A 25,062-nucleotide genomic window follows, 5' to 3' on the forward strand; every position below is an offset into this window, starting at 1 on the left:
TGTAAGCGTTAAACATTCTTGGATTTATAATGAAATGATTCACGATTTCTCACCTCAAACACTCTCTTTGCTTTGGTTTATACCATTGTATTGCCCGCACTACTGATATATGCTACATGTTCACTATTTTTGCGGACTAAGTTAAGAAAAATTACGTTTTTTTGTGAGAAATACGTTAACAGTGACTATTTTGACGAAAAAAAAATGACACCTTATGTATAAGGCGTCATTCTTCTCTTTCAAACTCTTCTTCTAATAATTGATGGTGGGGAACCTCTTTCTTACCGGCAATATAATAATATAAGGTGAATAAAACAAACAATAAAATAATAGCAGTCGACAGAACAAATAAAAATGACACAGTATCCCCTCCCTTTTGTAATATATATTCGAGAATCTCGTCATTTTTCCTTGTTTTTGCAACTTTTTTCTCGAAATTGAGTATTTTTATATAAAAATAAAAAAATCAGCTCCCCTAGTGGGAACTGATTTTTTCACTTTCTTATTCTTGTGAAGAAGAATCGTTAGATGATTCTGTAGAACCATTTGTTGATTTTTCTTCTTTCTTCGGTTCTTCTTTTTTGTCACTAGTTGAACCGCTTGTTGATTTCTCTTCTTTTTGAGACTTGTCTTCTGTTTTACTTTCTGGTTTCGTGCTCGTTGACTTCTCTTCTTTTTGAGATTTGTCATCAGCTTTTTTACCAGAAGCATTCGTAGCCTTTGCAGCACCTGCATCAGCTTTAATTTCTGTTACTGATTTATTTAAGTAACGTTCAGGGTTCACAGCCACATTGTCTTTACGTACTTCAAAGTGAACGTGAGAGCCTGCCTCTTTATTCATTGCACTTAGACCGGATGTTCCTAATACTTCACCTTGTGCAACTCTTGCACCTTTTTCTACTTTCACACTGCCTAAGCTTTGATAAGATACCGCTACACCATTTCCACTATCAACTGTTACAACATAACCAAGAAGTGAATCTTTTTCAGCTTTCGTTACTGTACCACTTAAAGCAGCAGCAACATTGAATTCTTTTCCATTCTTCGCAGCAATGTCAATTCCTTTGTTCGGGGAATATGTGTTGTTATAAAAGACAAGTGCTTTTTCTTGTTCCGCCTCAGTTGCTGCATCTTCATAGAATTTCTTCTGTACGACTACTTCCGCATTCGCGGCAGCTGGCATTTTCACTACTTCTGAAGATTTCGTTACTGGTACTGCTGGATCTTCCGATTGTGTATACGGTGTTGCTTGATCGTGGTTTGGAGTCTTCTTCGGATTAGCTCCTTGGAACCATAGCGCAACCATTAAGATTACCGCTGCACAAGCAATGTATAGTGCCGGAAACACCCATCTTTTTTGAAATAAATGTACTACCTTTTGCGACTTTTTATTATTTCTTCCTCGCATTCCATCATCACCTCAGCAATCATTTTGAACAATATTCACCTATCCTATACAACGTATAACTAATTACTTTTCGACAAAATCTGTAAAAATATGTATAAGAGCTGTAAAATTTCCGAGGAAATGATAGAAAAAAGAAAAAACTGAGCGCTTCGGCTCAGTTTTTAGTCTAATTGTTTCTTTTTATATACGATTAAACATACAACGAGCGATATAATAAGCCAAACTGCAACATTTAATACATGCCCACTAATACTACTAAATCCCGCCCCACCTACTAAGCTTTTAAGTGCTTTCACAATATGAGATGTTGGAAGATATCCAATCATCGTCTTAATTACTTTATTTTCAACCATTGGCTCAAACTGTACAGCCAAATACATCGTCATTAATATCGGCATTCCAATTATTGATGTTTGTGGTACAGAAGATGCAAGTAATCCGATCATTGTTCCAAGTACGATAAACAAAATAGTTCCGCATAAGAATATCAATCCTACCAATGGAAGATTAATATTTAACTGATCTAAAATGAATAAATTTGCAATACAAATGACCATCGTCAGACCCGATGTTAATAAACTCTTTCCAAGTAGAACTTCAACCGAAGATGCCGGTGATAGCATTAATACACGCAATGTATGTTTTTCTTTTTCTTCTGCAATTACCATAGATTGAACAAAGCCTGCGACAAATAGGAAGGCCGTTATAGTAGTAATACCTAACATTTCCTTTCCCACTCCAAATCTGCTAAACAAAAATGAAAGTATAATTGGTAAAAATGCCATTAACAACACTTGTGAATTTGTCTTAAAATCTTGTACTTCTTTTCTAAAAATAGCTGATACACGTCTCATTGAAAATGTCATTATAATCCCCTCCCAGTAACTTCAATAAAGATATCGCCTAGCGTTGGTTCGTGTGAATGAATAGATAACAGTTCGCCCTTTTTCATCCATTCTGAAATACGATTTGCGCCTAATTCATCTTTTTGCACTACTTCTTTTCGTTTACCTTTTAATACGACCTCTATTTGATCCTTAGCGTATTGTAAGCGCAGGTTCTCTGGCGTATCAAGTGCTACAATTTCTCCGCCACAAAGGAAGGCAATACGGTTACAAAGCGTTTCTGCTTCATTCATGTTGTGAGTCGTTAAGAAAATCGTCGTTCCTTCTTCATTTAAGTCTTTTAAGATTTTATGAATGTTTTGTACGTTTACTGGATCAAGTGCAGATGTTGGTTCATCTAAGAAGAGGATATCTGGTTTATGAAGGATTGCTCTCGCTAGTGTGACGCGTTGCTTCATTCCCTTTGATAGTTTCTTTACTGGTGTTTTTTTATCATCTAATAAATTTACTTGTGTTAGTACTTCATCGATTCGTTCTTTTTTGCAATCGTATAAGTCACAAAATAATAATAAGTTATCATAAATGCTAAGTCTTTCATATAAGCCGCTGTTATCTGTTAAAATACCAATTCGTTTGTAATCGATGCTACTTGGTCCTGTAATATCTTTCCCTAATACTCTTACCGTTCCAACACTATGAAGCAATTGAGAAGTTAAAATTTTTACTGTTGTCGTCTTACCAGATCCACTCGGTCCGAGGAATCCAAAAATCTCTCCTTGCTTCACCTCAATATTTACATTTCCAAGTGCCGTTTTTCCGTCGAAACTTTTCATTACATCTTTCATTTCAATTGCCAATGTCATTTCTTCATCTCCTTTGTTTTTCTTCTTTATAGATGAAAGTCGCTTTAGCGCTTTTCGTTCGTTTGTTTCGCTTTTCTTGACTCAATCATATGAAAAACAAAGGGATTACGCAGTAAAATACCGGTAAAAGGAGTATTTTTACCGGTGAATGAATCGCATGTTGAGCTTATTGGAGCACTTTTTATAGCCCAATCACACCTTTTAATTCATCCATGCGTCCTTTTGAAAGTGGAATTGAACTTTTTCTTTCGTCATCCAAAATTAAACTGAAACTGTTACGAGTCCATGTAATCACTTCTCGTACTCTTTGTAAATTCACAAGATACGAGCGGTGACATCTAAAGAAACCAAAACCTGTTAATCTTGCTTCTAGTTCACTTAATGTTAATGCACATACGAAATCACCTTCACGAACGTGAATATGCGTTACTCCGTTTTGCGTTTCAATGAAATGGATTTCCATCGGATCAAGTAAAATGATTTTATCGTTCACTTTCGCAGGTATTCTTTCTAACTTCATTTGCGGAATCATTTGAATGACTTTTTCTTCACCGACTTCTTCCACTTCCTCTTGCTCAATTTCTATCTTTTTCACACCATCGTTGTTTAATATGTATACATCTTCCGTTAACGAAAGGGCATCCGATAGAAAAGATGACGTAATAAAAATCGCCTTTCCTTGCTCTTTCATTTTCATAATTGCTTTTCGAATAATAATCGTACTCTCTATATCTACATTTTGCTCTGGCTCTTCCAAAATGACTAAATCCGGATTATGAATCATCATTCGTCCAATATGAAGACGGCGTTTCTCTGAAAATGACAATTTTTCTATTTTAACGTTTAGTTTATCTAAGAGACCAACAGACTGCACAACTTCTTCTATACTTATCTTTGATTCATAAAGCCCTATTAAAAACTTAAAGTATTCTTTCACCTTCAAACGATCATATGCCTCATCTTTCAAAAAACAAAAACCGATGCGGGAATAATTTTTCTTTCCAATTGCTTCTCCTTCAAACAGTACATTGCCAGTCGAAGCTTCTTCTTCACCAATAATGATGCGGTGTAACACTTTAGCTGTATGATTATTGCATTGCAAAACAATACATTGTCCTTTCTCAACCTTTAGCTCAATTGCCGGTAACTGGTTCGTCTTCTCTAACTGTTTCAACTCCAGTAGCGCCATTTCGTCTCCTCCAAATATTTTTTATCCTATTATATCAAACAATTAATGGAAAATTATTCTATTCCAAACAAAAAAATAGGCGCCAGAGTTCTGACACCTATTTCTTCACCATCAATTTTCCTTCATAATCATTCATCGTCTTTATTTCAACGCCTTTATAGTAATGAGCGACGATATCTGTATATTTCTTTCCTTCCGCTGCCATGCCGTTCGCCCCGTATTGACTCATACCAACGCCGTGACCGAAGCCTTTCGTCGTAACGATGATTTTATCTCCTTGTTGTTTCCACGTAAAATCAGAAGAACGTAAATCTAACTTTTCACGAACTTCTTTTCCAGTTAATGTTTTTCCTTGAAAAGCTACATCCTTTACGCGCTTTCCTTCCGTAAGGTCTTTAATATTTCCAACCTTCCCGTCTGCTAGCACTTTCACACCGAGACGTTTTTGAAAATCAGCTACTGTAAATGTTTGCTCGCTCGTAAACTTTGGAGAGGCTTGATCCCACGGACTATCTACACTTTTCAAGTACGGATAATCATTTCCCCAATAGTCAGCTGCATTTTCTGTTCGACCATTACTCGTTGAAAAGAAGGATGCTGAAATTGGTTTTCCATCATACGTTAAAACTTGTCCTGCTGTTTTCGAAACGGCTTCTTCGATTTTCTTCAAATTATTTTCGTAGTTATTACCCCATTGCTTCTTCAATTCATCTTTGCTTTTGTACACTTGATCTTTCACTGTATCTGTCACGTCTGCATTATTTTTCTTTCCTCCGCTTAGCATACGCTGTACTACAAATGTTCTTGCTGCCAATGCCTGTGCCTTTAATGCCTCTATTTCAAAACTGGCATTCATCTCAGAAGCTACTACACCTGTCACATACTCCTCCATAGGTAATGATTCTACCTTCTTCTGTTTCTCACGATATACAGCAACTTGAACAGCTGTATCTACTTTTCCTGGAGCTGGTATGCTTTCTATCGCTGGAGGAGTTTTAGAGGCCGTTTCTTCCCCTACTTTTGCTTTCGCAAATGGAATAACAAGGGCTGCAGGTACAATGATAACGAGCGCTATTAAGAGCGCTACTGTAATAAAAAGTGGCTTTGAAAATTTCATCCTATTTTCCTCCAATATAAAAGCTTTACTCCATTCATTCTTATGGAACAACTCTTTCTTTTAGAACATACTTAAGGGGAAGAGTATAAAACAGAAATTTTCTAAATATTTTTACTGGTACGTGCATAAGTATAGAATTTATTGACTATAACAGTAATAACCCAAAAAAATAGCCCCTATGTCAAAAGACATAGAGACTATTTTAATTAAGCGTGAAGATCAGAAACTTCTTGTTCTTTCACTTCTTCTACTTTTTCGTTTACACGTTCAATAGTTGCACCTAATGCAGCTAATTTCTTATGGAAGTTTACATAGCCACGGTCAAGATGTTTTAACTCAGTTACACGAGTATAACCTTCTGATACTAAACCAGCTAAGATTAATGCAGCTGCAGCACGTAAGTCAGTTGCTGCTACTTCAGCACCTTGTAAGCTGTTTGGACCGTTCATAATAACAGAACGACCTTCAATTTTAATATCAGCATTCATACGACGGAATTCTTCAACGTGCATAAAGCGGTTTTCGAATACCGTTTCTGTAATCATGCTTGTTCCATCAGCTTGTAGTAATAATGCCATCATTTGTGATTGCATGTCTGTTGGGAAACCTGGGTGAGGCATAGTTTTAATATCAACCGCTTTTAACTTATCTGGGCCGATAACACGTACACCTTCGTTTTCCTCAATAATTTTAACACCCATTTCTTCCATTTTCGCTGTAATTGAGCGTAAATGTTCAGGTACAGCATTTTCAATTAAGATGTCTCCACCAGTAATTGCTGCTGCAACCATGAATGTTCCCGCTTCAATACGGTCAGGAATAATAGAGTGGTTTGCACCATATAATTTATCAACGCCTTCGATACGAATCGTTCCAGTTCCAGCTCCGCGTACTTTCGCTCCCATCGCATTTAAGAAGTTAGCTAAGTCAACGATTTCTGGTTCTTTCGCTGCGTTTTCAAGAATTGTTGTCCCTTTTGCTAATGTAGCTGCAGACATAATGTTTTCTGTCGCGCCTACGCTTGGGAAGTCTAAGTAGATTTTAGCTCCTTTTAGTTCTCCCTCAACATATGCCTCAACAAAACCGTTACCAACCTGTACTTTTGCTCCCATTGCTTCGAAGCCTTTTAAATGTTGGTCAATTGGACGTGAACCAATTGCACATCCACCAGGAAGTGCAATACGAGCACGACCGTTACGTGCTAATAATGGTCCCATTACTTGAACAGATGCACGCATTTTACGTACATATTCAAATGGTGCTTCAATGTTTAGTTCTTTAGAAGAATCGATTGTTACTTGATTATTTTCAAATACGACTTCAGCATTTAAATGACGTAATACCTCATTAATTGTGTATACATCAGACAAAACTGGTACTTCAGATAGTACATTCTTTCCATCACTCGCTAATAGGGCTGCAGCGATTATAGGTAATACAGCATTTTTTGCGCCCTCAACACGCACTGTGCCGTTTAACCGCTTTCCGCCACGGACGATGATCTTTTCCAAATTATTCCCCTCCGTGTCCTTTTTTCAGTATCTATTCACTCAATACTCAGAAGTTATGATCGGTGTGCCAACCACAATTGTATCTTTGTTGTCTGTAGAACGTATTGCTATTTGCACATTTATTTTCTCTCTATTTGTTGAAAGAGCGTCATCCCACTTTTTATTGTATGCGGAGACTGACACAAATGCTCTTTCTTCTACTTGTTCGATCGCTCTTGCTGAAAGATCTTTCAAAACCTGATTGGTTTTATTTTGCAAAACACCTTCAATCTTATCATTCAGTACACCTTGAACACAAGTGTAAATTATAGGTTTTTCACTAAAAATTTTATTCATGTTTTGAACATACTTCGGGTCCCATTTCGCCCCACTTACTTCAAAGATAATGAAAGTGTTTTCTTTAGTATTTTCTTTACTCCAAGTTACTACTACTCGTTCTTCATAAGAAGAAAGCTTTTTATAGGATGTAGCTTTATATCCATCTGGAGATTGCTCTACTTCCCACTTTTGAATATTTGCCTTTTCCTTCACATCGTTTAACAACTTTTGAAACGTATGTATGTTAGAAATTGTTTTTGTTTCTCTCGCTAACCATGACCATTTTTCTACTTTAGCATCATTTTTCTCTAAAGCCTTGATCATGCTCTCCATTTTCTGTTCATCGCTTATCGGTTTCATCTCTCTATATCCAACCAAAAATAAAACAACACTAAGTGCAACAATAAGAATGGCTTTAAGCTTCAATTTCATCCCCTCCTATCCCCATTGTTAACGGAGATTTGAGGTTCTATACACTTACTTTACTAAATACGTTAAACTCTTCGAATAGCCTAAATAATCAAGGAAAAAGTTACTTACAGATGTCCCAATTGCAATTGTAATTAAGATGAGTAATACTCGCGTCTGCAGCACTTTTCCGGACTTCATTAAACGCTCAATGTGAATGCCTTGTAAGGCCCACCACGTAATGGTAATAAACAATAAATGCGAAACAATGGCAATCAGTGCTTGTTGCCCTAAAAGTTGTGCCAAAAAATCGACCCCTTTTTACTCAGCTACTACTTATGAAAGAATATAAAAACGATACCATAATAAGTAGGAGCTACACTTTTTCAAATGCACATAGACATCTTACATTTTACATCGTGATTTTCTTTCCAAAAACGTATATCTACATTACAAGTTAACACAAAATAAAAAGCGCAGAGTACTGACTCCACACCTTTTATTTTCACTATTGTACCACGTTCCCTAAGAAGAAGAAATCTTTCATTAATGGAAAATATTCATAAAAGAAATTGTACCCAATCATCGGCATAATCCCTAGTATTACAATCGAAATTGCACAAAGACTCATAACAACCTTTATATTTAACGGTAACCGTATTCTCTCTTCTGTCTCTCCGGTGCGGAAAAACATTTGTTGTAAAATACGGAAATAATATACGAATGAAACAACTGTCGTACCCATCATAATCGAAGCTAGTACGTAATGTGCTGGCTCTACATGAAGTGCGCCTAAAAAGATATTAATCTTTCCAATAAAGCCAGCCGTTCCTGGTATCCCAGCCAACGATAAAATAAAAATTGTCATCATTATCGCTGTAAATGGCGACCTTTTATATAAACCTGTGAAAATTGTTATATTTTCCTCATTATTTTGTAAGATTAAGCCGTGGATGATAGCAAATGCCCCTATATTCATAAGCATGTATGCCAGCATATAAAACCACATGCTATCCATCGTAAATGGTGATAATGCCACAAGTGGAACGAGTAAATATCCTGCATGAGCAATGCCCGAATAAGCAAATAAACGCTTTATATTGTATTGTTTTAATGCGACTACATTCCCAACAATCATCGTAATACTTGCTAGCACCGCAATATATATACTCATATGCCCATATAAAGATTGCATATCTCCTTGTATTAATACACTTGCAAAGATCATAAGGAACAAACGAATAATGAGTAGGAACCCGGCAATTTTAGAAATCGTTCCAAGAAAAGCAGTAACTGGTGTAGCCGCTCCTTCATACACATCAGGTGCCCACATATGAAACGGCACTGTGGCAATTTTAAATGAGAGACCAACTAGCAATAAAAGAAATGCGAGAGCTAACAATAACTGAATACCACTAGCGAGTTCCCCAGTGAGTACCTTTTGCATATCTACAATGTTAGTTGAACCTGTAATACCGTATAAATAACTCATTCCGAAGAGCGTAATCGCCGTTCCAATTCCTCCGCTAATGACGTATTTCATTGCCGCTTCATTTGATGCACGGCTCTTTTTTCGTATTCCTACTAAAATATAAGAAGAAAGTGAAAGTAACTCCAAACCAACGAAAAGGGTAATAAAATCTACACTAGAAGCCATGAACATCGCACCAAGAAGTGCCATTAAAAATAAGTAATAATATTCACCTTTATCTTCGATTGGATTCTTCTTATCATCGCTCATTGCGGTGCATAAAATGAGAGCTGCGGCACCTAATAGCAACGTTTTAAACCCTTTTGAAAATCCATCTAACACAAACGATCCATTTAAAATATCTCCTGCCGGTTCGCTATATAGAGTAATTAATGACACGATTGCTAATACGATGGCAGCAATCGCACCAAGAGCTACATATCTATGGTTCAGCTTAAAAAACAAATCACATATGGAAAGGAGGATGGCGGCGCCGAGAATAATAAATTCTGGCACCATTAGATGCCACGATAAGCTAAATAACGTATTCATATCCATCCTACTTCACCCCCAATGTTTTCAATGTATTTTGAAGCGGATCCCCTAGTATTTCTGGCATAACTCCAATTGCAATAATACAAAAGATAAGTAGTAAAACAGGGACATACTCCCATCCGTGTATATCAGATTTCGCTTCCCACTCTTTCTTTCCAAATGTCACTTGAAGTGTCGCCCTTAATACATATACAGCGGTTAAAATGATGCCAATCACACCGACTGCAGCAATGACGGGCTCTCCTTGAAATAAACCGAGAAAGGCAAGAAATTCACTAACAAACCCAGACATCCCTGGTAATCCGAGCGATGCCATTCCTCCTGCTAAGAAGAAGCCGCTAAGTACTGGGACACTTTTTGCGAGTCCACCAAGCGCTGTAATGTCTGATGTTCCGAAACGTTGTTCTATAACACCGAGTAAGAAAAACAGCAAGGCTGCAATTAAACCGTGCGATACAACCTGGAATAACGCTCCTTGTGTACCAGGTGCATTAAGTGACGCAAGTCCCATTAACACAATTCCCATATGCGAAATACTAGAGTAAGCCAGTACTTTCCTAAAGTCTGTTTGGATGAGCGCTAAAAAGGCACCGTATAATAAATTAATTACGCCTAATATCGCAATTAGTGTTGCAACATCGTGAAAATATTCCGGGAATAGCCCTTTCCCGAAGCGAATAATACCGTACGCTCCAATCTTCAGCAAAACACCCGCATGAAGCATAACTACAGCTGGATGCGCTTCTATGTGTACATTGACCATCCAGCGGTGCAACGGAAAAACAGGTAGTTTAATTGCAAAAGCAATCATTATGGCAATAAATACACTAAGCTGCAAACTACTTGGGATGACGAGTGCTCCCTCTGCGTTTACGCTTCTTAATATCTCTTTCAGCTCCACAATATTTGTTGTACCTGTTTTCGCGAACAAAATTGAGAAAACAATGAGCAAAATAGCTGAGCCAATACCGTTATATATTAAATAACTATACGCAGCCTTTTCACTCGACAATTTTCCCCACTTTCCAATTAATAAGAACATTGGTGGCAACGTAATTTCAAAGAAGATAAAAAACAACATTAAGTTTTGAGCAGCAAAGACGCCGAGCATTCCTATTTCTAGCATGAGTAACAGCATATAAAATGCTTTTAAATTTCTTTTAATAGAAAAGGCTGCAATTGCTGCAAGCGTTGCTAGAAGAGCCGTCAGTACCATCATGACAAGCGACAAACCATCAATACCGAGCTCGTAATAAATAGAAAACCACCTTTTATCTACCGCTGTAAAATCGCCGAACTTAATCCATTTCATCTTTTCATCGAATAGTGACAAATTCTTTCCAGAAGCATATGTACAAGCGAGGACGATAGCGATTCCAAATGGAAGCGCCGTCCCAAATAAGCCAAGCGCTCGCACTGTACGCAATTCCTTTTTCGGTGTTAATACAAGCAATAAAATTCCTAAAAGCGGGGAAAAAATGAAGAACGTTAACAACAAATCATTCATCGTAAATCCCCTCCCGTATAGAGCAAAATAATGACGAGTACAGCGAGCGAAACCGCCGTTACAGTACCGTACACTTGTACATTCCCGTTTTGAAGTTTCGATCCAAGGTTACTTGTGCCTTTCACTACACTTGCAATTAAAACTGCAATTCCTTCGACTACATACACTTCAAATAAGCGAAGCACATGAGCGATTCCTTTCGTAATAGGGATCACCGTCATGTTGTATAGTTCATCCACATAATATTTTTCTTTCAAAAGATTATAAAGCGATGTTTCCGTACCCCCAGCCCAATTCCTAGAAATTGATTTCTTGCTATATATGAAATATGCAAGAGCGATTCCCGCAAATGAAACGAGTGTCGCAACAATCATAATCCAAACTGGTCCATGCGATTCTTCAACCTTAAACCCTACATCTTTCGTTAACCAATCTCCGAGGAACGTTCCAAACCACGGTGTATTTATATATCCTGCCACTACCGCAAGAACGCCGAGAACAATCATTGGATACGTCATAACGCGAGGCGATTCATGCACTTCTTCCTTCGTCTTCGTTTCTCCAGTAAAGACAAGAAAGTAAAGGCGGAACATATAAAACGCTGTTAAAAACGCCGCAATTACCGCTAAAGTAAATAAAACGTAATTGCCATTCATCCACGTCGCCGCTAAAATTTCATCTTTGCTAAAAAAACCGGAAAGCAGCGGAACACCGCTAATGGCAAGGGTACCTATTAAAAATAGCGTACCAGTTACTTTCATCTTCTTCTGTAAACCGCCCATTTTATTAATGTTTTGCGTATGCACAGCATGAATTACACTTCCTGCCGCCAAAAATAGTAGTGCTTTAAAAAAAGCATGTGTCGTTAAATGGAATATACCAGCTACATAACCGGCAGAACCTAACGCGAGCATCATATACCCAAGCTGGCTAACTGTAGAATAAGCAAGCACCCTCTTTATATCTGTTTGCACAAGACCGATAGAGGCCGCAAAGATTGCAGTGAAAGCTCCAACGATTGCCACTGTCTGCATCGCCACTGTACTTGCTGAAAATAGAGGGAACATCGTCGCTACTAAATATACGCCAGCTGCGACCATCGTCGCCGCGTGAATAAGTGCCGAAACGGGCGTTGGCCCCTCCATTGCATCTGGCAACCACGTATGAAGCGGGAACTGCCCTGATTTCCCCATCGCCCCGATAAAAATTAATATCGCTGTTATTGTAATCATGTAAGGAGGTAGATCCCCTGTATAAATCGCCCTAAATATTGCGTCATATTCAAAACTACCTGCGTACCAAAAAATTAAAATCATCCCGATAAATAAACCAACATCCCCAATACGGGTCATAATAAAAGCCTTTTTTGCAGCAGCCTTCGCTTCTTCTTTAAAGAAATAAAAACCGATAAGTAAAAATGAGCCAAGGCCGACTAATTCCCAAAATATATAAAGCTGTAATAAATTCGTTGATATAACAAGCCCTAACATCGCAAATGTAAAGAGTCCTAAATATGCGTAAAAGGTCGGTAATCGTTCATCACCTTTCATATAACCTTTCGAATACACATGTACAAGTAGACTCACAAGCGTCACGATAAATAACATTAAAGCTCCTAATGCAGTCACTTCAAAGCCGAATGATATATCCACATCTCCAGCTCTAAGCCACACCCACTTATGCTTCACGCTTGCTTCTGAAAACCTTTCTATTAACACAAGTACCGCAAGTATAAAGGAGAGAAAGACGAAAAAAATACTAAGTACGCTGCTTCCTTCTCTAATTTTCTTCCCGAACATAATAAGTAACAAAAACGAAACGAGTGGGAAAAGCGGTATGAGCCATGCATAATCGATCATTGTTTCCTTCCCCCTTTTTCGGTCACAATGCTATCCTTTAAGCGTATCCATTTCATCCACCTGAACTGTTGTACGATTACGATATAAAGCAATTAAAATAGCGAGTCCTACCGCCGCTTCCGCTGCCGCTACAGCCATCGTAAACAGTGAGAAAATTTGACCTGTTAAATTCGGAAATAAGCCTAATTTACTAAACGCCACTAAGTTTAAATTGGCAGCATTCAGCATTAATTCGATACAAACTAATACGATTACTGTATTCCGCTTTGTTAAAGCTCCAAATAGACCGATGCAAAACAAAATAATCGCAAGTGTTAAATATGCAGAAGCTGGAACGCTACTCATTGGAATCCTCCTCTTTCTCGTCCTTTTTCGCAAGTATAATTGCGCCAACGAGTGCTACAAGTAAAATAACTGAAGTTAGTTCAAATGGAATAATATATTTTGAATAGAGAAGCGTACCGATTTGAAGTGTGTTGTTTTCATGGAGAGGTAAACTTCCTTGTGTGCTTTCATTTGCAAAATCAACATTATTAACAGCGAAATACATAACCGCTCCAAATGCTACAACTGCAAAGAAGATAATCCATTTTCGAAGAGTAAGACGCGATTCATTTTCCGCGTTATGTTTCGTTAACATAATGCCGAAAATCATAATAATTGTGATTGCACCAGAGTAAAGTAAAATTTGTGCAACGCCTATAAATTCAGCTGATAAAAGAAAATACAAACCTGCAATGCTGAGAAATGTCAGAACGAGAGCTAGCATCATGTGCATAACTTTCGTTAAGTTCAACATAAGAACACCGCCGATAATTGCAGACAAGGATAGTATAAAGAATGCTACAAACTCGCCATTCATGCCTTGTTCTCCTTCCTGACGTTTTCGTCGTTTTCGTCAAGCCACTGCAAATTTTTAAATAAGTCATCACGTGAATATTCCGCGAGTTCAAAGTTATTTGTCATGACAATTGCCTCTGTCGGACAAACTTCTGTACATAAATCACAAAGAATACAAATTTCAAAATTAATATCATACGTGTCGATAATTTTTCCTTTTTTCGTAGGATCCGGATGTTTCTTTCCTGTTAACTGAATACAGTCTGTCGGACAAATGTTAGAGCACTGATTACAAACAATACATTTCTCCGGATAAAATTTTTGAATCCCCCGAAAACGGTCTGGCAACGGCAACGGTTGATTTGGATAATCATACGTTACCTTCTTCTTGCTCAAATTACTTAATGTATATTTTAACCCTTTAAATAGTCCTTTCATCTCTTACTGGCACCCCCCTCATAGATTAGAAGAATAACTCCTTAATCAATGCCGTTAAGAAAATATTTGCAAGTGCAATCGGCAATAATACTTTCCATCCAAACTCCATTAACTGGTCACCTCTTATACGCGGGAACGTAACGCGGAACCAAATTAATAGAAAGACTACACTGCTAAATTTCAAAGCAAACCATACGGCACCTGGGATAAATCCAAGAAACATGACTGGATTCCATCCGCCTAAAAAGAGCACTGTAATTAACGATGCCATCCCGAAGAAATATACGTACTCTGAAAGCATGAAAAACGCCCAGCGAAAACCTGAGTATTCCGTATGATATCCAGAAACAAGTTCTGACTCCGCTTCCGGCAAATCGAATGGCGTCCTATTTAACTCTGCAACTGCTGCGATTAAGAAAACGACGAATCCAATTGGCTGTACGAAAATGTACCAGACCTTCTCCTGCGCCGCTACAATCTCATTTAAATTCAGGCTACCAGCTAGCAAAACGATACCAATTACACTCATTACGAGCGGAATCTCATAAGAAATCATTTGCGCCGCCGCACGCATCCCTCCTAAAAGGGAATATTTATTATTCGATGCCCATCCCCCAGTTACAACACCTATCGTCGTAATACCGGAAACAGCAATATAATAAAGTAGCCCGACTCCAATATCTGCAAATTGAAATTTATCAGTGAACGGGATAACCGCAAGCACCATAAATGCTGGTGCAAATGCAATGACAGGCGCTAATATAAACAGCGGTTTATCTGCTGCTTTCGGAATACTATCTTCTTTCAATAATAGTTTTAAAACATCAGCTACCGTTTGCAGTAAACCGAATCGGCCTCCAACCTGGTTTGGTCCAATCCGCCCTTGCATAAACCCCATCACTTTCCGTTCTGCCAAAATTCCATATGTAACGAAGCCAAGGACTGCAAATAGTAGAAGTACCGCTAATCCGAAAAAAATGAAGAAATTCGTCCAGCTTGAAGGTGATTGTAAGAGCGTCTCAATCATTAGCCATCAACCTCCCCAAGTACAATATCAACTCCACCTAAAATCGTAATTAAATTAGCGATGTTTTCACCTTTCAATAACTTCGGTAAAATTTGCAAGTTATAAAAAGATGGCCTACGAAACTTCAAACGGTACGGCTCTTTCTTTCCGTCACTTGCGATATAACAACCAATCTCTCCGCGCGGCGATTCGATACGTACAAATGCTTCTCCCTTAGGTGCCTTAATAATTTTCGGTACTTTTGCCAGCACAGCTCCATCTTTCGGGAACTGCTGAACCGCTTGCTCAACAATCTTTAAAGACTCCTCGATTTCTTGCATTCGGCAAACGTAGCGATCCCAAGCATCTCCCACGCTTCCAAAAGGAATATCAAAATCAAAACGATTATAAATCGAATACGGCTCATCTTTGCGAAGATCCCAGTTTACTCCAGTGCACCGCAAATTTGCTCCGCTTAAAGAATACGAGATCGCTTCTTCCGCGCTATATATACCAACGCCTTTCACACGATTTAAGAAAATCTCATTACCGCTAACAAGATCATGATAACCTGCCAGTTGCTCTCTCATATACGGAACAAACTCTTCCACCTTTTCAATCCAACCATCTGGCGCATCCCACTTCACACCACCAACTCTCATATAGTTAAAAGTAAGCCGTGCCCCGCATAATTCATTTAATAAATTTATAATCATCTCTCGTTCACGAAACGCGTACAAAAACGGGCTAACCGCTCCTATATCAAGAAGATTCGTCCCCCACCAAACGAGATGGCTGGCAATTCTTCCTAACTCCATCGCAAGTACTCGCAAGTATTCGGCACGCTCTGGAATTTCAATCCCCATCATCGTCTCTACAGCATGGCAAATGACGTAATTATTCGTCATGGCTGATAAATAGTCCATTCGATCTGTATAAGGGATAATTTGCGTATACTGTAAGCTCTCAGCGATCTTTTCGGTCCCGCGATGCAAATATCCAATAACAGGTGTAGCTTCTTTAATAATTTCCCCGTCAATCTTAATTACGAGCCTGAACACACCATGTGTACTCGGATGCTGAGGTCCTACATTCAAAAGCATCTCTTCCGTGCGGATCATAGCTACACCTCCACATCATACGGTTCATAGTCTTTTCTAAGCGGGTATCCTACCCAATCATCTGGCATTAAAATACGCGTTAAATTCGGATGCCCTTTAAATACAATGCCGAGCAAATCGTATGCTTCTCGCTCCGGCCAGTCAGCTCCTTTCCAAAGCGCTGTCACAGATTCGACTTGTGGCGCTTCCCGGTCTAGCTTTACCTTCACCGCTACCGATTGTTTCTTGCCATATGAAAACAAATGAACATACACTTCCATATGTGTCACAAAATCCGTCGCATGTAGCTCTGACATATAATCAAAAGCAAGTCCCTCATGGAATCGCAGTGACTCCATCACTTCATAATACTTTTCGGGATCCACCACAAGAGTTGGCACATCCTTTGACAGTTTATTAATGTAGGAATCTACTAATGCACCCTCTCCTAACTTCTCCCTAATAGCCTCAACATACTGATTTAAATACGGCTGATTTACGGACGGTTCTTCCTGCTTCGGCTCATCCTCTTTCTTACCTTCAGCTCCCTTTGTCTTCGCTCTTGCAGCCGCTGCTGCTTTCGCTTTTGCCGCTGCAATTGCCTTTGCCTTTTCATCTCCCGAATCCCCATCACCTTGCGAGGCTTTCTGCTTCGCCAATGCTGCCGCTTTCGCCTTTGCCGCCGCCACCGCTTTTGCCTTGGCTTTCGCTTTTTCTTCTTCCGTTACTTCTTCGGTTCCTTCTCTTTTCTGTTTCGCTAACGCCGCCGCTTTTGCCTTTGCAGCTGCTGCTGCCTTCGCCTTGGCTTTCGCTTTTTCTTCTTCCGTTACTTCTTCTGTCCCTTCTCTTTTCTGCTTCGCTAATGCTGCCGCTTTTGCCTTTGCAGCTGCTGCTGCCTTCGCCTTGGCTTTCACTTTTTCTTCTTCCGTTACTTCTTCTGTCCCTTCTCTTTTCTGTTTCGCTAACGCCGCCGCTTTTGCTTTTGCGGCTGCTGCTGCACGTCGTTTTGCTTCTTCTATAGTAATATCATCATTTTTTGGTAGCGCTTTCTCTTTTTCTTGATCTTCCTCCTCAAGTTCACTTATTTCCGCCTCGTGTTTCGCTACAAGGCGTTTTCTCGCTTCTTCTTTCGCACGCCTAGCTGCTTCTTTTTTTAGATCCTCTAAATCTTTATTTGGATTACTCATTTATTCGTCACCTGCTTTCCGGTCTTTGCCTCGTAACGAATTTTCTCTTTTAATTTATTAATTCCATAGATTAAAGCAGCTGGATTTGGGGGACAACCAGGAATATACACATCAACTGGTACGATTTGGTCTACACCTTTCACAACAGCATATGAATTTACATACGGACCACCTGCTGTCGCACAAGATCCCATCGCAATAACCCATTTCGGTTCGGGCATTTGATCATATAAACGCCGAACAATAGGAGCCATCTTCTTCGTTACTGTTCCCGATACAATCATGACGTCCGATTGCCTTGGTGAAGTTCGAAAAAATGACCCAAATCGATCTAAATCGTAATGTGATGAGCCTACCCCCATCATTTCAATTGCACAGCATGCCAGTCCGAATGTCATCGGCCATAAAGAGTTGCTCCTCGCCCATCCTTTCAACTGTTCCAATGTAGAAAAAAAGATATTTCGTTCTAATTCTGCTCGCTCATTTGGATGTAATTCCTCAAAATTTATAACCATTGTAACACCTTCTTTTTCCAAGCATACGCTAATCCAACTAGCAACATTACAACAAAGATGAGCATTTCAATTAATGCAAATAAACCTAGCTTGTCATACGCAACAGCCCAAGGATATAAAAATAAAGTTTCTACATCAAAGATTACAAACAATAAAGCGAAAATATAATAACGAGCATGAAACCGAATATTTGCATCATGAAAAGGCTCAATTCCACTCTCATACGTCGTCGCCTTTGCTGCACTTGGTTTATTTGGGCGCAGCATCCTTCCTAATGTAAGAGCCACTACCGGCAGCAATATACCTAATAGCAAGAAAATCAAAACGATCATATAACTATTTTCATATACACTTGCCATTGTGAAACCCTCCCCCCTAAATTAAGAACAAGTTCACATAGTAAACAATATGTCCTAGTTGCAGTAATTATTATTTTTAAATTTTTCTAAATAATGCAACTATTCTAATCATTATAGCAAACTTCAAATTCCTATGTCGATATGTTGGGAGACAGAAACAAGAATTATTAAAATCTATCTTTACAACTTGCTATAATTGTGCAAAATAAATATAAAACTTATATATGCTTTTCAAGAAACCGTAGGTGATATAAATGAAAAAACAAACACATGTAAGTATTCTTATAAGCATTGTATTGCTGTCTATAACGCTTCACTATGTAGCAATGCCTTTTGTATATGAATACTCATTTCCTTTTCAGCTATTAATCGGAACGAGCACCCTATTAATTGATATTATCGCTTGTAGTTATATACTTTATTTTTCAAACATGAAAGAAGGGCTATCTCGTTTATTTTGGATCATATTATCTGTTGGAGCTCTCTCTTATTTTATCGGTGATATAGTCGTTGCCTATCAGCGTTTAATTGTAAAGGACTTCTATACGTTCGTTGATCCATCTGACTTTTTTTACTTACTTTTTTTAGTTAGCTTTACGTTTGCCTTTCTATACGAAATCATTTATAACCGAGATTTATTAGAAAAACTTTTTATGCTATGTGATATTTGTATTATCGTTACAGCCCAATTTACTTTAAGTTACTACTTACTTATTGAACGAACTATTCATATCTTTACAACATCCTATATCGACATATTTGTTCAACTTACCTATCCAATGGCTGATTTACTCTTTCTCTTAATAGGAATCAACCTTTTATTCAAACCACTATCCTTATTACCTAAAAAGGTCGGTGCACTTCTTGGCAGTGCTTTAATTTTATATGCTACTACAGATGCGATTTATGCTTATATAAAATACTTCATACCAGAGTATTCTATGTTTACAGTTACGCCTTTCTATCAAGTAACCTTAGTACTAGTAGCAATCGCCTGTATTCTCCATACAAAAAAGCCTGAAAAACAAGAACAAGTACTACTAACACCTAAAATTGGCGAATCAATCCGATTATCATTACCGTATATTTCTGTAGTAATGCTTATTGTTTTTATATTAGTTGAATACGTTTTTGCGCCTATTATAGTAATTGGACTTATAATAACTTTTTCTTTCGTTCTCATACGTCATAGTTTAGTTCGAAAACAAAATAAAATATTATTGATCGCTCAAATGCAATTCAACTCAGAACTCGAGAAACAAATTAAACTACGTACAGAAGATTTAGTAGAACAGAAAAATGAACTCTATCATAATCAACAAATGTTTAAATCTTTATACGAGCATCATCCAGATCCAATTTTCACATTAGATTTGTACGGTAATTTTCTCAAAGTAAATAACGCTGGTACTACTTTACTCGGTTATCAAACGAATGAATTATTAAACCAGCCTTACTATTCACTCATATACGAAGAAGATTTAGAAGAAATGATTAACGCCTTTCATCGCGTGAAAAAGGGATATTCTATTTCTTTAGAAATACGGGCTTACCATAAAAACAGAGATATTTACTACTTGCACGTTACCGCCGTACCGATCTTTTTAAAGGAGAAAATTTCTGGGGTTTATTTAATGATTAAAGATATTACGGAAAGCAAACAACAACAAGAACAAATCAACTTCCTAGCATACCATGATACTTTAACAGAGCTTGCAAATCGTCGTGCATTTCATCAACATTTAGAACAGGCAATTGCGCGAGCAAAAATATCGAAAAAGCCTTTTGCTGTTATGTTTCTCGACCTAGACCGTTTTAAAGTTATTAATGATACCCTCGGTCATCGAGTAGGAGACCTATTGCTCATCGCAGTAGCAAAAAGGCTCGAAAGAATAGCAACATCAAATATGAAACTCGCGCGGCTAGCTGGGGATGAGTTCACAATCCTTATCGAGAATTACAAAAAAAAGCCAGATGTCCAAAAAATAGCTGATAGGATTGTAGCGGCCATGAATGAGCCATTTGAAATCGAAAATCAACATTTACAAATCTCACCGAGTATCGGAATTGCAATATATCCTGAAGCAGGTGAAGATGCGCTATCCATTTTGCAGCATGCTGATATGGCCATGTACGAAGCAAAGAATAAAGGAAAAAACGGTAGCTCTCTTTACACGAAAGAACTATATAAAAAAATGGAACGAAAAGCTCGAATTGAAAAAGATTTGCCAATCGCTTTAGTAAACAAAGAATTTTATCTCGTTTATCAACCACAAATTGATACGACAACAAATAAAATTATCGGTGCTGAAGCTTTAATACGATGGAAACACCCGCTATTAGGTGACATTTCACCATGTGAGTTTATTCCAATTGTAGAAGAGACGCCACAAGTAGTCCCACTTGGACATTGGGTATTACAAGAAGCTTGTCTCCAATTAAAAATATGGCATACCTTTGGCTACCAAAATTTAAAAATAAGTGTTAATTTATCCGCAAAAGAATTCCGGCAAGATCAATTAATCGAAAACATTTCACAAATATTAAACGACGTGCAAGTCGATCCAAAATATGTAACACTTGAGTTAACAGAAAGAATTGCAATGATTGACGAGAAAGAAACGTTATTGAGACTGAAGCAATTAAAAGAGTACGGTATCCAAACTTCCATTGATGACTTCGGTACTGGGTATTCTTCTCTTGCTTATTTATCAATTTTTCCAATCGACACATTAAAAGTACCGAGAGAATTTACACAATTAGCTGATCATCGTCCTGAAGAACGAGCCATCGTTTCTACAATACTTTCCCTCGCAAATACTTTAAATCTTTCAGTCGTTGCCGAAGGAATTGAAACCGAAAAACAACTTAAGTTTCTGCAAAAACATAACTGTAAATATATGCAAGGTTACTATTTCAGTAAACCACTTACTAGTAATCAATTTATAAAATTTCTACAAAAAACCCCCAGTATGAACAAATAATTCATACTGGGGGTTTTATAGTGCTAAATTTTTTTCTCATAATATTCTTCTGCAATCTCTTCGTAAAAAGCTGCAGATGTCGTATAGAAATATGGAATTAACCATAAGAATCCAATCCCTAACGTAATACAACTTAATATAAACCAGCCAATAAAACTTAAACATAAAATGAAATACTCCATCTTATGTCCATCCATCATACGACGACTTTCTGTAATAGCTTGGTTCAGTGAATACTCAGGATGATCGTTTATAATAAAGTATGTCATCGCATAAGAAAATGATTTAATAATACCTGGAATAATGAACAATAACGTCCATAAGAAAAGATAAAGATTTACTAATAAATATAATAAAAATGATTTTAGAAATCTCTTTCCCTCTGAAAACCAAATGAATACATTACCAATACTAGCTTGCTTTTCACGAAGGATATTTAAACCAAGGTAATATCCACCTAAAGTTAACGGTCCAGTTACAAAAAATGAAAGAATATTCGTTGAAAGTGAACCATTTGTTTTTTGCCAACCGAAAATTAAAGAAAATCCCCAATCAACACTAAAACTAAAAGCCGTGATAAGAATTGAAATGAGTAGTGTAGCTCCAACAGCTAATCCCCATTTCCCTTCTAATGAATCTAGTGCTTCTCCTTTTAAATCACTAATCATGCGTAGCCTCGCCTCCTATACACAATAATTCTATTAGTATAGCATGTTCCTATTGAAATTCACCTTTTGAAATGTAGCGATAAAAGTGTGCTGTCGTCGTACTCATATACGGACTAAGCCAAAGAAATCCTATTCCAAAAGTAAGCAGCGCTAAAATAGCCCATCCTATGAAGCTCAGCCATAAAAGAAACAAATCTAACTTATGACCCTTCATAAGATTCTTACTTTCCTTCATCGCCTGCGAAACACTATATTCTGGATTTTCAATCATCACATAGTACGTCAGTGCATAAGAAAAATACATCACAATCATACCAACAATTGAAATTGCTAATAGTACGAAGAAAGCTATTGCAAATGACGTATTCCCTTCTTCACCTAACAATGCAAATAAGCCTATTAACAGCATCGGAATCCATGTACCTGTATATAACAAAATCGCAAGCATTGCCCACATTGTTTTCATCATTCTTTTAAAGCCACGAAATCCTTCGAATAAGTAATCTACTTTAGCATCTTCTCGTTTACTAATCTGTAAAAATACATTTGTATAACCATATGACGTAATCCCATACGATGCGTTACTCAAAATTATCATAATGCAATAAAAAATTCCAAAGGTAATACCTGCTCCAATTGACATCGTTTCCTCTTCAAATGATCCAGTTAAGCTTACAACTGAGAGAAATATAATAATTCCTGGAATTAATAGTATAAGCATTGCAGCCAGCGAAACAACATAACTTAAAATAAAATATAAAATTGTTGATCCAACACCTAGTCCCCATTTTCCCTTTAAAGAGTACAATGCTTCTCGCTTCATTTCACCAATCATTGATCCATCCCCTTTATGAAATATAAATTGTTGTACACTTCTACTTATACAAGCATCAATATAATTATACCAGTTTTGTAAAATTATCCATAAAATACACAAAAAAAAAAAAATCCGTAAAGGCAAAGCCCTTACGGATTTTTTTACTTCATATCGGAAACGTTCAAACGGTTCACAGCACGTTGTAATGCCATTTCTGCACGTTTAAAGTCAACATGTGCTTGTTTATCTTGCAGACGTTGCTCAGCGCGACGCTTCGCTTCATTTGCACGATGGATATCGATATGGTTTGCTTCTTCAGCAGATGATGATAATACAGTCACTTTATCTGGACGAACTTCGATAAAGCCACCGCTTACTGCTACATAATCAGTGTGTCCACCATTTTTCAGACGAACTGCACTAATTTTTAATGGTGCAACAGTTGGAATGTGACCTGGTAAGATCCCCATTTCCCCACTCTCTGCTTTTACACTTACCATTTCTACTTCTTTTTCGTAAACCGGTCCATCAGGAGTTACAATACTGACTGGAAATGTCTTCATACTTCGTCCCTCCTAAGGCCTTACGCCATCATTTTCTTCGCGTTTTCAATAACTTCTTCAATGCCACCTACTAAGCGGAATGCATCTTCTGGAAGGTCATCATATTTTCCTTCTAGAATTTCTTTGAAACCACTAACTGTATTCTTTACAGGTACGTAAGAACCTTTTTGACCTGTAAACTGCTCAGCTACGTGGAAGTTTTGAGATAAGAAGAATTGAATACGACGAGCACGATGTACAACTAACTTATCTTCTTCAGATAACTCATCCATACCTAAGATAGCGATGATATCTTGAAGCTCTTTATAACGTTGTAAAGTTTGCTGTACTTGACGAGCTACTTCATAATGCTCTTCTCCTACGATTTCTGGAGAAAGTGCACGAGATGTAGATGCTAATGGATCTACGGCTGGGTAAATACCCATTTGCGTTAAACGACGCTCTAAGTTTGTTGTTGCATCTAAGTGAGCGAACGTTGTAGCTGGTGCTGGGTCAGTATAGTCATCGGCTGGTACATATACCGCTTGGATAGACGTGATAGACCCTTTATTTGTAGATGTAATACGCTCTTGTAATTGACCCATTTCTGTTGCAAGTGTTGGTTGGTAACCTACCGCAGATGGCATACGACCAAGAAGGGCAGATACTTCAGAACCCGCTTGCGTGAAACGGAAGATGTTATCGATGAACAGAAGTACGTCTTGTCCTTGCTCATCACGGAAATGCTCAGCCATTGTTAAACCTGTTAATGCAACACGTTGACGTGCTCCAGGTGGCTCGTTCATTTGTCCGAATACCATCGCAGTTTTCTTGATTACGCCAGAATCGCTCATTTCGTGGTATAAGTCATTACCCTCACGAGTACGCTCACCTACACCAGCGAATACAGAGATACCACCGTGCTCTTGTGCGATGTTATTGATTAACTCCTGAATTAATACTGTTTTACCTACGCCGGCTCCACCGAATAGGCCGATCTTACCACCCTTAATGTAAGGAGCAAGTAAGTCTACTACTTTAATACCAGTTTCAAGAATTTCTACTTTAGTAGATAATTCTTCGAATGCAGGTGCTTGACGGTGAATTGGATCACGGTGTACATCCGCAGGAAGTTCACCATCTAAGTCAATTGCATCACCTAATACGTTGAATACACGTCCAAGTGTTGCATCACCAACTGGTACAGAGATTGCTTTACCAGTATCTTCTACTTCTGTGCCACGAACAAGTCCATCTGTGGAAGACATCGCAACTGTACGAACTGTATCATCACCTAAATGAAGTGCAACTTCAAATGTTAAGTTCATGCTTCCGTTTTCGTTGCTTTGTTTTACCGTAAGGGCATTGTAGATTTCTGGTAGCTTTCCGCCATCAAACTTAACGTCTACAACCGGACCCATGATTTGCGTAACGCGCCCTTTATTCATCGGGTTCCCTCCTAGCTTTCTTTTAATTAGCTACCTCTATCAGAGAAGTTAGCTTTTAATTTTTTATTAGTTTAGCTTACGCGACTCTCCTGAAAGAGCCGCTTCCG

General features: G+C 38.0%; 25 protein-coding genes. 1 reads left to right on the forward strand and 24 read right to left on the reverse strand.

Going from position 1 to position 25,062, the window contains the following annotated elements; all coding sequences use genetic code 11:
• Window positions 1-226 precede the first annotated feature (226 nt).
• The 20 genes from MR136_RS09545 to nuoA form a co-directional block, all read right to left on the reverse strand.
• The gene (locus MR136_RS09545; protein ID WP_000008901.1) at window positions 227-361 is read right to left on the reverse strand and encodes a hypothetical protein; all 135 of its coding nucleotides are present in this window, start codon (window positions 359-361) and stop codon (window positions 227-229) included.
• 141 nt (window positions 362-502) lie between these two features.
• Window positions 503-1,408, reverse strand: a complete 906-nt coding sequence (locus tag MR136_RS09550; protein WP_001214926.1) for a stage II sporulation protein SpoIIQ — start codon at window positions 1,406-1,408, stop codon at window positions 503-505.
• A 161-nt stretch (window positions 1,409-1,569) separates the two neighbouring features.
• On the reverse strand, window positions 1,570-2,274 hold the full coding sequence (locus MR136_RS09555) for an ABC transporter permease (RefSeq protein WP_000144450.1): 705 nt from the start codon (window positions 2,272-2,274) through the stop codon (window positions 1,570-1,572).
• Window positions 2,274-3,116 (reverse strand): ABC transporter ATP-binding protein, encoded by an 843-nt coding sequence (locus MR136_RS09560; protein WP_078420848.1) that lies wholly within the window; start codon window positions 3,114-3,116, stop codon window positions 2,274-2,276. Before MR136_RS09560 ends, MR136_RS09555 begins: the two co-directional genes overlap by 1 nt.
• A 181-nt stretch (window positions 3,117-3,297) precedes the next feature.
• The gene (locus MR136_RS09565) at window positions 3,298-4,305 is read right to left on the reverse strand and encodes a LytTR family transcriptional regulator DNA-binding domain-containing protein (protein ID WP_078420849.1); all 1,008 of its coding nucleotides are present in this window, start codon (window positions 4,303-4,305) and stop codon (window positions 3,298-3,300) included.
• Window positions 4,306-4,402: 97 nt separating this feature from the next.
• Window positions 4,403-5,422 carry a stage II sporulation protein D gene (spoIID, locus tag MR136_RS09570; protein ID WP_000672651.1) on the reverse strand — a complete coding sequence of 340 codons (1,020 nt, stop codon included), beginning with the start codon at window positions 5,420-5,422 and terminating at the stop codon, window positions 4,403-4,405.
• Between the two features lie 206 nt (window positions 5,423-5,628).
• Window positions 5,629-6,933, reverse strand: a complete 1,305-nt coding sequence (gene murA / locus MR136_RS09575; protein WP_000411274.1) for a UDP-N-acetylglucosamine 1-carboxyvinyltransferase — start codon at window positions 6,931-6,933, stop codon at window positions 5,629-5,631.
• Between the two features lie 39 nt (window positions 6,934-6,972).
• Window positions 6,973-7,677, reverse strand: coding sequence for a YwmB family TATA-box binding protein (locus MR136_RS09580; protein ID WP_000767916.1), 705 nt, complete (start codon window positions 7,675-7,677; stop codon window positions 6,973-6,975).
• 51 nt (window positions 7,678-7,728) lie between these two features.
• Window positions 7,729-7,965 carry a DUF1146 family protein gene (locus MR136_RS09585; RefSeq protein WP_000057889.1) on the reverse strand — a complete coding sequence of 79 codons (237 nt, stop codon included), beginning with the start codon at window positions 7,963-7,965 and terminating at the stop codon, window positions 7,729-7,731.
• 202 nt (window positions 7,966-8,167) lie between these two features.
• Window positions 8,168-9,682: an NADH-quinone oxidoreductase subunit NuoN gene (gene nuoN / locus MR136_RS09590; protein ID WP_370658440.1), complete on the reverse strand. Its 1,515-nt coding sequence runs from the start codon at window positions 9,680-9,682 to the stop codon at window positions 8,168-8,170.
• A gap of 7 nt (window positions 9,683-9,689) precedes the next feature.
• Window positions 9,690-11,192 carry an NADH-quinone oxidoreductase subunit M gene (locus tag MR136_RS09595; RefSeq protein WP_000998925.1) on the reverse strand — a complete coding sequence of 501 codons (1,503 nt, stop codon included), beginning with the start codon at window positions 11,190-11,192 and terminating at the stop codon, window positions 9,690-9,692.
• Complete coding sequence (gene nuoL / locus MR136_RS09600; protein WP_078420851.1) at window positions 11,189-13,051, reverse strand: NADH-quinone oxidoreductase subunit L; 1,863 nt, start codon at window positions 13,049-13,051, stop codon at window positions 11,189-11,191. The genes MR136_RS09595 and nuoL overlap by 4 nt, the downstream gene beginning before the upstream one ends.
• 30 nt (window positions 13,052-13,081) lie before the next feature.
• Complete coding sequence (gene nuoK / locus MR136_RS09605; protein ID WP_000100079.1) at window positions 13,082-13,396, reverse strand: NADH-quinone oxidoreductase subunit NuoK; 315 nt, start codon at window positions 13,394-13,396, stop codon at window positions 13,082-13,084.
• Complete coding sequence (locus MR136_RS09610; protein ID WP_001012812.1) at window positions 13,389-13,913, reverse strand: NADH-quinone oxidoreductase subunit J; 525 nt, start codon at window positions 13,911-13,913, stop codon at window positions 13,389-13,391. Before MR136_RS09610 ends, nuoK begins: the two co-directional genes overlap by 8 nt.
• Window positions 13,910-14,329, reverse strand: coding sequence for an NADH-quinone oxidoreductase subunit NuoI (nuoI, locus tag MR136_RS09615; protein ID WP_000677191.1), 420 nt, complete (start codon window positions 14,327-14,329; stop codon window positions 13,910-13,912). The genes MR136_RS09610 and nuoI overlap by 4 nt, the downstream gene beginning before the upstream one ends.
• Window positions 14,330-14,354: 25 nt before the next feature.
• Window positions 14,355-15,356 carry an NADH-quinone oxidoreductase subunit NuoH gene (nuoH, locus tag MR136_RS09620; protein WP_000573426.1) on the reverse strand — a complete coding sequence of 334 codons (1,002 nt, stop codon included), beginning with the start codon at window positions 15,354-15,356 and terminating at the stop codon, window positions 14,355-14,357.
• Window positions 15,356-16,456 (reverse strand): NADH-quinone oxidoreductase subunit NuoD, encoded by a 1,101-nt coding sequence (gene nuoD / locus MR136_RS09625; protein ID WP_078420852.1) that lies wholly within the window; start codon window positions 16,454-16,456, stop codon window positions 15,356-15,358. Before nuoD ends, nuoH begins: the two co-directional genes overlap by 1 nt.
• A gap of 2 nt (window positions 16,457-16,458) precedes the next feature.
• Window positions 16,459-17,622, reverse strand: a complete 1,164-nt coding sequence (locus MR136_RS09630; protein WP_078420853.1) for an NADH-quinone oxidoreductase subunit C — start codon at window positions 17,620-17,622, stop codon at window positions 16,459-16,461.
• Entirely contained in the window at window positions 17,619-18,137 is a 519-nt protein-coding gene (gene nuoB, locus MR136_RS09635) for an NADH-quinone oxidoreductase subunit NuoB (protein WP_000236331.1), read from the reverse strand. Before nuoB ends, MR136_RS09630 begins: the two co-directional genes overlap by 4 nt.
• Window positions 18,128-18,496: an NADH-quinone oxidoreductase subunit NuoA gene (gene nuoA / locus MR136_RS09640; protein WP_000179273.1), complete on the reverse strand. Its 369-nt coding sequence runs from the start codon at window positions 18,494-18,496 to the stop codon at window positions 18,128-18,130. Before nuoA ends, nuoB begins: the two co-directional genes overlap by 10 nt.
• Window positions 18,497-18,750: 254 nt before the next feature.
• On the opposite strand from nuoA, the gene MR136_RS09645 reads away from it, so the two are divergent.
• Window positions 18,751-21,480, forward strand: coding sequence for an EAL domain-containing protein (locus tag MR136_RS09645; RefSeq protein ID WP_000745011.1), 2,730 nt, complete (start codon window positions 18,751-18,753; stop codon window positions 21,478-21,480).
• A gap of 23 nt (window positions 21,481-21,503) precedes the next feature.
• Here the strand turns inward: MR136_RS09645 and MR136_RS09650 are convergent, their stop codons facing one another.
• The 4 genes from MR136_RS09650 to atpD all read right to left on the reverse strand — a co-directional run bounded on the left by MR136_RS09650 (window position 21,504) and on the right by atpD (window position 24,955).
• The gene (locus tag MR136_RS09650) at window positions 21,504-22,148 is read right to left on the reverse strand and encodes a DUF975 family protein (RefSeq protein WP_000622462.1); all 645 of its coding nucleotides are present in this window, start codon (window positions 22,146-22,148) and stop codon (window positions 21,504-21,506) included.
• A 49-nt stretch (window positions 22,149-22,197) separates the two neighbouring features.
• Window positions 22,198-22,983, reverse strand: a complete 786-nt coding sequence (locus MR136_RS09655) for a DUF975 family protein (RefSeq protein ID WP_000578820.1) — start codon at window positions 22,981-22,983, stop codon at window positions 22,198-22,200.
• Window positions 22,984-23,126: 143 nt separating this feature from the next.
• Entirely contained in the window at window positions 23,127-23,528 is a 402-nt protein-coding gene (atpC, locus tag MR136_RS09660) for a F0F1 ATP synthase subunit epsilon (RefSeq protein WP_000847211.1), read from the reverse strand.
• 20 nt (window positions 23,529-23,548) lie between these two features.
• Window positions 23,549-24,955 (reverse strand): F0F1 ATP synthase subunit beta, encoded by a 1,407-nt coding sequence (gene atpD / locus MR136_RS09665; protein ID WP_001032595.1) that lies wholly within the window; start codon window positions 24,953-24,955, stop codon window positions 23,549-23,551.
• Window positions 24,956-25,062: the final 107 nt, after the last annotated feature.

Origin of the sequence: Bacillus cereus group sp. BfR-BA-01311 (assembly GCF_022664295.1) — a bacterium.
Taxonomy (GTDB): domain Bacteria; phylum Bacillota; class Bacilli; order Bacillales; family Bacillaceae_G; genus Bacillus_A; species Bacillus_A cereus.